Origin of the sequence: Streptomyces sp. NPDC060027, from assembly GCF_042737005.1 — a bacterium.
Lineage (GTDB): Bacteria > Actinomycetota > Actinomycetes > Streptomycetales > Streptomycetaceae > Streptomyces.
Genome location: NZ_JBHWVI010000283.1, coordinates 1 through 9,632 on the forward strand (window position 1 = coordinate 1; position 9,632 = coordinate 9,632).

Consider the following 9,632-nt stretch of genomic DNA (forward strand, 5'->3'; position numbering starts at 1 on the left):
GGCGCCGGGCCGACGGCACACACCGGCGGCGCCGTCGCTCTGTCAGTGGCACCCGATAGCCTGCACGAACCGGGGAATCTCCCGGTGGTGGCCGGGGGACGTCGAAGGAGGGGCTCGGGTGCGGGTGCTGGGTGTTGACCCCGGGTTGACCCGGTGCGGTGTCGGGGTGGTCGAAGGAGTCGCCGGCCGGCCCCTGACCATGCGCGGCGTCGGCGTCGTACGCACCCCGGCGGACGCCGAGTTGGGTCTGCGGCTGGTCGCCATCGAGCAGGGCATCGAGCAGTGGCTCGACGAGTACGAACCCGAATTCGTCGCCGTGGAGCGGGTGTTCAGCCAGCACAACGTCCGCACGGTGATGGGCACCGCCCAGGCCAGCGCCGTCGCCATGCTCTGCGCCGCCCGGCGCGGCATCCCCGTGGCCCTGCACACCCCGAGCGAGGTCAAGGCCGCCGTCACCGGCAGCGGCCGCGCGGACAAGGCCCAGGTCGGCGCCATGGTCACCCGCCTGCTCCGGCTCGCCGCGCCCCCCAGACCCGCCGACGCGGCGGACGCCCTCGCGCTCGCCATCTGCCACATCTGGCGCGCCCCCGCCCAGAACAGACTCCAGCAGGCCGCCGCGCAGAACCGGCCCCAGCAGGCCGTCGCGCAGAACAGACTCCAGCAGGCCGCAGCCGCGCACGCCTCGCACCAAGCATCGAAAGGCCGTACCGCATGATCGCCTTCGTCAGCGGCCCGGTCGCCGCCCTCGCCCCCGACTCCGCGGTCGTCGAGGTCGGCGGTATCGGGATCGCCGTCCAGTGCTCGCCCAATACGCTCGCGGGGCTCCGCGCGGGACAGCAGGCCAAGCTCGCCACCTCCCTCGTCGTCCGCGAGGACTCGCTCACCCTCTACGGCTTCGCCGACGACGACGAACGCCAGGTCTTCGAGCTGCTCCAGACCGCGAGCGGAGTCGGCCCGCGCCTGGCCCAGGCGATGCTCGCCGTGCACAGCCCCGACGCCCTGCGCCGTGCCGTGTCCACCGGCGACGAGAAGGCGCTCATCGCCGTCCCCGGCATCGGCAAGAAGGGCGCCCAGAAGCTGCTGCTGGATCTCAAGGACCGGCTCGGTGAGCCCCTCGGCCCCGGCGGCCCGGCCATCGGCACGGCGGTCACCGCCGGCTGGCGCGACCAGCTGCACGCCGCGCTCATCGGCCTCGGGTACGCCACCCGCGAGGCCGACGAGGCGGTCTCCGCCGTCGCCCCGCAGGCCGAGGCCGCCGAGGGAACCCCGCAGATCGGCCAGCTCCTCAGGGCCGCCCTGCAGACCCTGAACCGAGCCCGCTGAACGGCCCCGGCCCCCAGGGCGGTCGCGCGCCCCGGTGTGGTCCGCGCCCGCCCACCCGCCGACCGCCCCACCACCACGAGACCGCGAGGCACCACCGATGAACTGGGACGACACGACCGACGAAGCCGCCGCCGAGGGGCTCGTCGGCCCCGCCGCGGAGCGGTTGGTGGGATCGGTCGCCGACCGTGAGGACCAGGCCGTCGAGGCCGCGCTGCGCCCCAAGGACCTGGGCGAGTTCATCGGCCAGGAGAAGGTCCGCGAGCAGCTCGACCTGGTCCTGCGGGCCGCTCGGGCGCGCGGAGCCACCGCCGACCACGTGCTCCTGTCCGGGGCTCCCGGCCTTGGCAAGACCACCCTCTCCATGATCATCGCGGCCGAGATGGGCGCCCCCATCCGCATCACCAGCGGCCCCGCCATCCAGCACGCCGGAGACCTCGCCGCGATCCTCTCCTCGCTCCAGGAGGGCGAGGTCCTGTTCCTGGACGAGATCCACCGCATGTCCCGGCCCGCCGAGGAGATGCTCTACATGGCGATGGAGGACTTCCGCGTCGACGTCATCGTCGGCAAGGGCCCCGGCGCCACCGCCATCCCGCTGGAGCTGCCCCCGTTCACCCTGGTCGGCGCCACCACGCGCGCGGGACTGCTGCCGCCGCCGCTGCGCGACCGCTTCGGCTTCACCGCGCACATGGAGTTCTACGAGCCCGCCGAGCTGGAGCGCGTCATCCACCGCTCGGCAGGCCTTCTCGACGTCGAGATCGACACCGAGGGCGCCGCGGAGATCGCCGGACGCTCCCGCGGCACGCCCCGTATCGCCAACCGCCTGCTGCGCCGTGTGCGCGACTACGCGCAGGTCAGGGCCGACGGGATCATCACCCGGGAGATCGCCGGGGCGGCGCTGAAGGTCTACGAGGTGGACGCACGGGGCCTGGACCGTCTCGACCGCGGTGTCCTCGACGCGCTGATCAAGCTTTTCGGCGGCGGCCCTGTCGGATTGTCCACACTCGCTGTCGCTGTGGGGGAGGAGCGTGAGACGGTGGAAGAGGTCGCCGAGCCCTTCCTCGTACGAGAGGGACTCCTCGCCCGTACTCCCCGTGGCCGGGTGGCGACACCCGCGGCATGGACACATCTCGGCCTCACGCCGCCGAGCCGCTCAGCAGGCGGAAACGGACAACAGGACCTGTTCGGGGCGTGACGGCGCGCGTAGGTACCGGGGCAGGAACCCCGGTGCCATGCTGAGCGTTGTTCCCTGAGTGCGGACTCGCTTAGACTCCGCCGATGCCGCCCTTGTCGACGGCATACATACCCCCATCCAGCAGGCCGCTCACCTTTGCGGTCGAAGAAGGAAGTTCCGACCCGTGAGTCTCGTGACCCTCCTCCCGTTCATCGTGCTCATCGGGGCCATGTTCCTGATGACCCGGTCGGCCAAGAAGAAGCAGCAGCAGGCGGCTTCCATGCGCAACGAGCTGCAGCCCGGCTCCGGCGTGCGCACGATCGGCGGTATGTACGCCACTGTCAAGGAGGTCAACGAGGACACGGTTCTCCTTGACGCTGCCCCGGGCGTGGACCTGCTCTTCGCGAAGAACTCGATCGGTGCCGTCCTCACGGACGACGAGTACAACCGCATCGTCCACGGCATCGAGCACGACCTGAAGCACGACGGCTCCGTCGTGCCGGACGACGCCTCCTCCCTCACCGAGACCGACGAGCCCGCCGCCGACGCCTCTTCCGACGCCTCCGACGACAAGCCCCTCGACCTCGGCAAGAAGGACACGGCGGACAAGCCGGCCGACGAGGTCGCCGAGGCGAAGGCCGAGAAGGCCTCCGAGATCGACGCGGCAGAGGCGAAGAAGACCGACGGCGAGGCCGACGCGAAGTAGTCACGACCCGGGAACACGGCGCGACCGACCGCGCCCGCACCTCCCGGGACGTGCTGCTCTCGCACGGAGTCCCGACACCATGGCATGGCCGTCCCTCGCTCACCCGGCGCAGGGCGGCCCGAGAGGGAGTACGAGAAGGTGGCAGCACCTAAGAAGGGCCGGAGCGCGAGCGCCCAGAGCAGGCCGGGGCGCTCGCTGGCCCTGATCCTGATCGCCATCGCGGCGCTCACCGGGGGGATGTTCGCCTCCGGAAACACCACTCCGCGTCTCGGCATCGATCTCGCCGGCGGCACGAGCATCACGCTCACGGCGAAGAACGAGCCGGGCCAGCCCAACGCGATCAACAAGACCAACATGGACACCGCGGTCGACATCATGAACCGCCGTGTCAACGGTCTCGGTGTCTCCGAGGCCGAGGTTCAGACCCAGGGACGCGACAACATCATTGTCAACATCCCCAAGGGCACGAACTCCAAGCAGGCCCGTGAGCAGGTCGGCACCACCGCCAAGCTCTACTTCCGTCCCGTGCTGACCACCGAGGTCTCCGGGGCCGAGGCGTCGGCCAGCCCGTCGCCGAGCGCCTCCGGCAAGGCCACGGACAAGGCCACGGACAAGGCGACCTCGTCCTCCTCCGCGACGCCGTCGGCCACCGCCACCTCCCAGGGCCGCGCGGTCACCGACGCCCTGAAGGCCGACTCCACGCCGTCGGCGAGCAGCTCCTCGGCCTCCTCCAGCGCCTCGCCCTCCGCGAGCGCCAGCGCGGACCCCGCGACGGCCAAGCTGCAGGCCGAGTACGCCGCGCTCGACTGCACCGACCCGGCGGCCCGCGCCAAGGCCGGTGACGGCGCCAAGCCGACCGATCCGACCGTGGCCTGCGGCAACTCCTCGGGCCAGTGGCAGAAGTACGTCCTCGGCCCGGCCGAGGTGTCCGGCACGGACATCAAGAAGGCCGGCGCCGTCTTCGATACCCAGAGCGCCGCGGGCTGGAAGGTCACCATGGACTTCACGTCCGGTGGCTCCAAGAAGTTCGCCGCCATCACCGGCAAGCTCGCCCAGCAGCAGTCCCCGCAGAACCAGTTCGCCATCGTCCTCGACGGCGAGGTCGTCTCCGACCCGTCCGTCAGCCAGTCGCTGAGCGGCAGCGCGGAGATCTCCGGCAGCTTCACCCAGACCGAGGCGCAGGACCTGTCCAACATGCTGAAGTACGGCGCGCTGCCGCTCAGCTTCAAGGAGTCCAGCGTCACCACGGTGACCGCCGCGCTCGGTGGCGAGCAGCTGCACGCCGGTCTGATCGCGGGTGCCATCGGCATCGCCCTGGTCGTCATCTACCTGGTGATCTACTACCGGGGCCTGTCGGTCATCGCCATCGCCTCCCTGCTGGTCTCCGCCGTCCTCACGTACGTGCTCATGGCGCTGCTCGGTCCGGCCATCGGCTTCGCGCTGAACCTTCCGGCCGTCTGTGGAGCGATCGTCGCGATCGGAATCACAGCGGACTCGTTCATCGTGTTCTTCGAACGCATCCGGGACGAGATCCGCGAGGGACGCTCCCTGCGGCCCGCCGTCGAGCGTGCCTGGCCGCGTGCCCGGCGCACCATCCTGGTCTCCGACTTCGTGTCGTTCCTCGCCGCCGCGGTGCTCTTCATCGTCACCGTCGGCAAGGTCCAGGGCTTCGCGTTCACCCTCGGTCTGACCACGGTCCTCGACGTCGTCGTCGTGTTCTTCTTCACCAAGCCGCTGATGACGATCCTCGCCCGCAAGAAGTTCTTCGCGGAGGGTCACAGCTGGTCCGGCCTCGACCCGAAGCGACTGGGAGCCAAGCCGCCGCTGCGCCGCACCCGTCGCGCGTCCGCCCCCGTCGACACGAAGGAGGCGTGAGATGTCGAAACTCGGCACCCTCGGCGCCCGGCTCCACCGCGGCGAGATCGGCTACGACTTCGTCGGCAAGCGCAAGATCTGGTACGGCATCTCGATCCTGATCACCATCACGGCCATCCTCGGCCTGACGGTGCGGGGCCTGAACATGGGCATCGAGTTCCAGGGCGGCGCCGTCTTCACCACCGAGAAGACCAGCATCTCGGTCAGCCAGGCGGAGACCTTCGCGGAAGACGCCTCCGGCCACGACGCGGTCGTCCAGAAGCTGGGCAACGGCGGACTGCGCGTCCAGATCGCCGGCATCGACACCGACAAGTCGGACACGATCAAGGACCAGCTCGCCAAGGACCTGAAGGTCGACTCCGAGTCGATCAACGCCGACCTGGTCGGTCCCAGCTGGGGTGACCAGATCGCCAACAAGGCCTGGCAGGGTCTGGCGATCTTCATGGTCCTCGTCGTGATCTACCTGGCCATCGCCTTCGAGTGGCGCATGGCCATCGCGGCGCTGGTCGCCCTGATCCACGACATCACCATCACGGTCGGCATCTACGCCCTGGTCGGCTTCGAGGTCACCCCGGGCACCGTGATCGGTCTGCTCACGATCCTCGGTTACTCGCTCTACGACACGGTCGTCGTCTTCGACAGCCTCAAGGAGCAGACGAAGGACATCACCAAGCAGACCCGCTGGACCTACAGCGACGTCGCCGACCGCTCGATCAACGGCACCCTGGTGCGTTCCATCAACACCACGGTGGTCGCGCTGCTGCCGGTCGCGGGCCTGCTGTTCATCGGTGGCGGCGTGCTCGGGGCGGGCATGCTCAACGACATCTCGCTGTCGCTGTTCGTCGGCCTCGCGGCCGGTGCGTACTCCTCGATCTTCATCGCCACGCCGCTCGTCGCCGACCTCAAGGAGCGCGAGCCGCAGATGAAGGCCCTGCGCAAGCGGGTCCTCGCCAAGCGGGCCCAGGCCGCCGCCAAGGGCGAGTCCCTGGAGCCGCAGGTCGCGGGCGCCTCGTACGAGGACGACGAGCCGGAGGACGCCACCCCGGCGGTCGTCGGCCCCCGCAACCAGCCCGCGTCCCGCGCCCGCGGCCGCGGCCGGCCCTCGGGGAAGCGCCGATGACCGGCATCGAAGAGCTGCTGTCCAGCCGTATCCGTGACGTGGCCGACTACCCGGAGCCGGGCGTGATGTTCAAGGACATCACCCCGCTCCTGGCCGACCCGGCCGCGTTCGGCGCGCTGACCGACGCCCTGGCGGACATCGCCGTGAGCACCGAGGCCACCAAGATCGTCGGTCTCGAGGCCCGTGGCTTCATCCTCGGAGCACCGGTCGCCGTCCGCGCCGGGCTCGGCTTCATCCCTGTGCGCAAGGCGGGCAAGCTCCCCGGAGCGACCCTGTCGCAGGCCTACGACCTGGAGTACGGCTCCGCCGAGATCGAGGTGCACGCCGAGGACCTGAGCGCGGGCGACCGGGTGCTGGTCGTCGACGACGTCCTCGCCACCGGCGGCACCGCCGAGGCCTCGCTCCGGCTCATCCGCCGGGCGGGCGCCGAGGTCGCGGGCGTCGCCGTGCTGATGGAGCTCGGCTTCCTCGGCGGCCGCGGCCGTCTGGAGTCGGCTCTGGCCGGAGCTCCCCTGCAGGCGCTCCTCACGATCTGAGGCCCGTCCGCGCACCACCTGGGAGCCAAACCCCGGGAGAGGCCCCCGAAAGGCCTGAGACACCCGTAGGACACCGTGGAGGCGGGCCCGGAGGAATCCGGTGCCCGCCTCTGGCGTTCTCCCTGTACGAGGCCGCCCCCGGCGGCCGACAGCGAGTCCGGCGCCCGGGCTCGCTACCATGGGGTTTCCGGAGCCTGACCGGGGGACCCGGATCGCGCACGAGGAGCCCTCTTGCCAGACGAGGCCCAGCCACTCGCCCCCAGTGCTGAACGCCTGGGGGGAACCGCCTCCACCAAGCCCGAGCCCGCCTCGGGCCCCGCGGAGACGCCCGCAGGGAACGCCGCGAGCGGGCCGGTGGAGCACGCCCAGTCGGCGCCCGACGACTCGGCGGCCGAGCAGCCACGTCCCAAGCCGGCCCCTCCCGAGCGTGCCGCGGCCACCCCGGCGGTCCGTCCCGCGGCGGGTCAGCCCGCGCGCTCCGGCGGATCGTCCAACCGCGTCCGCGCCCGCCTCGCCCGTCTCGGCGTCCAGCGCTCGAACCCGTACAACCCGGTTCTGGAGCCGCTGCTGCGGACAGTGCGCAGCAACGACCCCAAGATCGAGACGGCGACGCTCCGGCAGATCGAGAATGCGTACCAGGTCGCCGAGCGCTGGCACCGCGGCCAGAAGCGCAAGAGCGGCGACCCGTACATCACGCACCCGCTCGCCGTCACCACCATCCTCGCCGAACTGGGCATGGACCCGGCGACGCTGATGGCCGGTCTCCTGCACGACACGGTCGAGGACACCGAGTACGGCCTCGACACCCTGCGCCGCGACTTCGGCGACCAGGTCGGGCTGCTCGTCGACGGCGTCACCAAGCTGGACAAGGTCAAGTTCGGCGAGGCCGCCCAGGCCGAGACCGTGCGCAAGATGGTCGTCGCCATGGCCAAGGACCCCCGTGTCCTGGTCATCAAGCTCGCCGACCGGCTGCACAACATGCGCACCATGCGGTATCTCAAGCGCGAGAAGCAGGAGAAGAAGGCGCGCGAGACCCTGGAGATCTACGCGCCGCTCGCCCACCGCCTGGGCATGAACACCATCAAGTGGGAGCTGGAGGACCTGGCCTTCGCGATCCTCTACCCCAAGATGTACGACGAGATCGTGCGCCTGGTCGCCGAGCGCGCCCCCAAGCGCGACGAGTACCTCGCCATAGTGACCGACGAGGTCCAGTCCGACCTGCGCGCGGCCCGCATCAAGGCGACCGTCACCGGCCGCCCGAAGCACTACTACAGCGTCTACCAGAAGATGATCGTCCGCGGTCGTGACTTCGCGGAGATCTACGACCTGGTGGGCATCCGCGTCCTCGTGGACACCGTCCGCGACTGCTACGCGGCGCTCGGCACCGTCCACGCGCGATGGAACCCGGTCCCCGGCCGGTTCAAGGACTACATCGCGATGCCGAAGTTCAACATGTACCAGTCGCTCCACACGACGGTCATCGGCCCCAACGGCAAGCCCGTCGAACTCCAGATCCGTACGTTCGACATGCACCGCCGCGCCGAGTACGGCATCGCCGCGCACTGGAAGTACAAGCAGGAGACCGTCGCCGGCTCGTCCAAGATCCGTACGGACGTGCCCCGGGCGGCCAAGGGCAGCGCGGGCCAGGACACCGTCAACGACATGGCGTGGCTGCGTCAGTTGCTCGACTGGCAGAAGGAGACCGAGGACCCCAGCGAGTTCCTGGAGTCCCTGCGCTTCGACCTGTCGCGCAACGAGGTCTTCGTCTTCACGCCGAAGGGCGACGTCATAGCGCTTCCGGCCGGTGCGACGTCGGTGGACTTCGCGTACGCGGTCCACACGGAGGTCGGCCACCGGACCATAGGAGCACGGGTCAACGGCCGGCTCGTACCGCTCGAATCCACCCTGGACAACGGCGACCTGGTGGAGGTCTTCACCTCCAAGGCGGCCGGCGCGGGCCCCTCCCGCGACTGGCTCGGCTTCGTGAAGTCGCCGCGCGCCCGCAACAAGATCCGCGCCTGGTTCTCCAAGGAACGCCGCGACGAGGCGATCGAGCACGGCAAGGACGCCATCGCCCGCGCGATGCGCAAACAGAACCTGCCGATCCAGCGCATCCTCACCGGCGACTCCCTGGTCACCCTCGCGCACGAGATGCGCTACCCCGACATCTCGTCCCTGTACGCGGCGATCGGCGAGGGCCATGTCACCGCGCAGAGCGTCGTCCAGAAGCTCGTCCAGGCGCTCGGCGGCGAGGAGGCGGCCTCCGAGGAGATCGACGAGTCGGTACCGCCCGCGCGGGGCCGCGGCCGCAAGCGGCGCAGCAACAACGACCCCGGTGTGGTCGTCAAGGGCGTCGACGACGTGTGGGTCAAGCTCGCCCGGTGCTGTACGCCGGTGCCGGGAGACCCGATCATCGGCTTCGTCACCCGCGGAAGCGGTGTGTCGGTCCACCGCAGCGACTGCGTCAACGTCGACTCGCTGTCGCGCGAACCCGAGCGCATCCTCGAGGTCGAATGGGCGCCCACCCAGTCCTCGGTCTTCCTGGTCGCCATACAGGTCGAGGCCCTGGACCGGTCCCGGCTCCTGTCGGACGTCACGCGCGTCCTGTCCGACCAGCACGTCAACATCCTGTCCGCGGCCGTCCAGACCTCCCGCGACCGTGTCGCCACCTCCCGCTTCACCTTCGAGATGGGCGACCCCAAGCACCTGGGACACGTCCTGAAGGCCGTACGGGGCGTGGAGGGCGTGTACGACGTGTACCGCGTGACGTCGGCCCGCCGGCCCTCCGAGGCCTGACGCCCGCCGGTGCCCGGCCCCGGGGGCGGGCCCCCCCCGAAGGGGGGCCCCTAACGTCCCGACGCGGGGGGCGCGTATAAAAAAAAGACGCAGCCGACCAAAATT

General features: G+C 70.4%; 8 protein-coding genes. All 8 read left to right on the forward strand.

The window, feature by feature from the left end:
* Nucleotides 1-118 precede the first annotated feature (118 nt).
* The 8 genes from ruvC (at nucleotide 119) to ACFWBT_RS38730 (ending at nucleotide 9,527) form a co-directional block, all read left to right on the forward strand.
* A complete protein-coding gene (gene ruvC, locus ACFWBT_RS38695; protein WP_385708239.1) occupies nucleotides 119-715 on the forward strand; it encodes a crossover junction endodeoxyribonuclease RuvC in 597 nt (198 codons plus the stop codon).
* Nucleotides 712-1,323 carry a Holliday junction branch migration protein RuvA gene (ruvA, locus tag ACFWBT_RS38700; protein ID WP_351541596.1) on the forward strand — a complete coding sequence of 204 codons (612 nt, stop codon included), beginning with the start codon at nucleotides 712-714 and terminating at the stop codon, nucleotides 1,321-1,323. The genes ruvC and ruvA overlap by 4 nt, the downstream gene beginning before the upstream one ends.
* A gap of 97 nt (nucleotides 1,324-1,420) precedes the next feature.
* Complete coding sequence (gene ruvB / locus ACFWBT_RS38705) at nucleotides 1,421-2,515, forward strand: Holliday junction branch migration DNA helicase RuvB (RefSeq protein ID WP_385708242.1); 1,095 nt, start codon at nucleotides 1,421-1,423, stop codon at nucleotides 2,513-2,515.
* Between the two features lie 163 nt (nucleotides 2,516-2,678).
* Nucleotides 2,679-3,200, forward strand: coding sequence for a preprotein translocase subunit YajC (gene yajC, locus ACFWBT_RS38710; RefSeq protein WP_385708245.1), 522 nt, complete (start codon nucleotides 2,679-2,681; stop codon nucleotides 3,198-3,200).
* 138 nt (nucleotides 3,201-3,338) lie between these two features.
* Entirely contained in the window at nucleotides 3,339-5,075 is a 1,737-nt protein-coding gene (gene secD / locus ACFWBT_RS38715; protein WP_385708248.1) for a protein translocase subunit SecD, read from the forward strand.
* 1 nt (nucleotide 5,076) lies between these two features.
* On the forward strand, nucleotides 5,077-6,195 hold the full coding sequence (secF, locus tag ACFWBT_RS38720) for a protein translocase subunit SecF (protein ID WP_385708251.1): 1,119 nt from the start codon (nucleotides 5,077-5,079) through the stop codon (nucleotides 6,193-6,195).
* Nucleotides 6,192-6,731 (forward strand): adenine phosphoribosyltransferase, encoded by a 540-nt coding sequence (locus ACFWBT_RS38725; protein ID WP_385708254.1) that lies wholly within the window; start codon nucleotides 6,192-6,194, stop codon nucleotides 6,729-6,731. Before secF ends, ACFWBT_RS38725 begins: the two co-directional genes overlap by 4 nt.
* A 231-nt stretch (nucleotides 6,732-6,962) precedes the next feature.
* The gene (locus tag ACFWBT_RS38730; RefSeq protein WP_385708256.1) at nucleotides 6,963-9,527 is read left to right on the forward strand and encodes a RelA/SpoT family protein; all 2,565 of its coding nucleotides are present in this window, start codon (nucleotides 6,963-6,965) and stop codon (nucleotides 9,525-9,527) included.
* Nucleotides 9,528-9,632 lie beyond the last annotated feature (105 nt).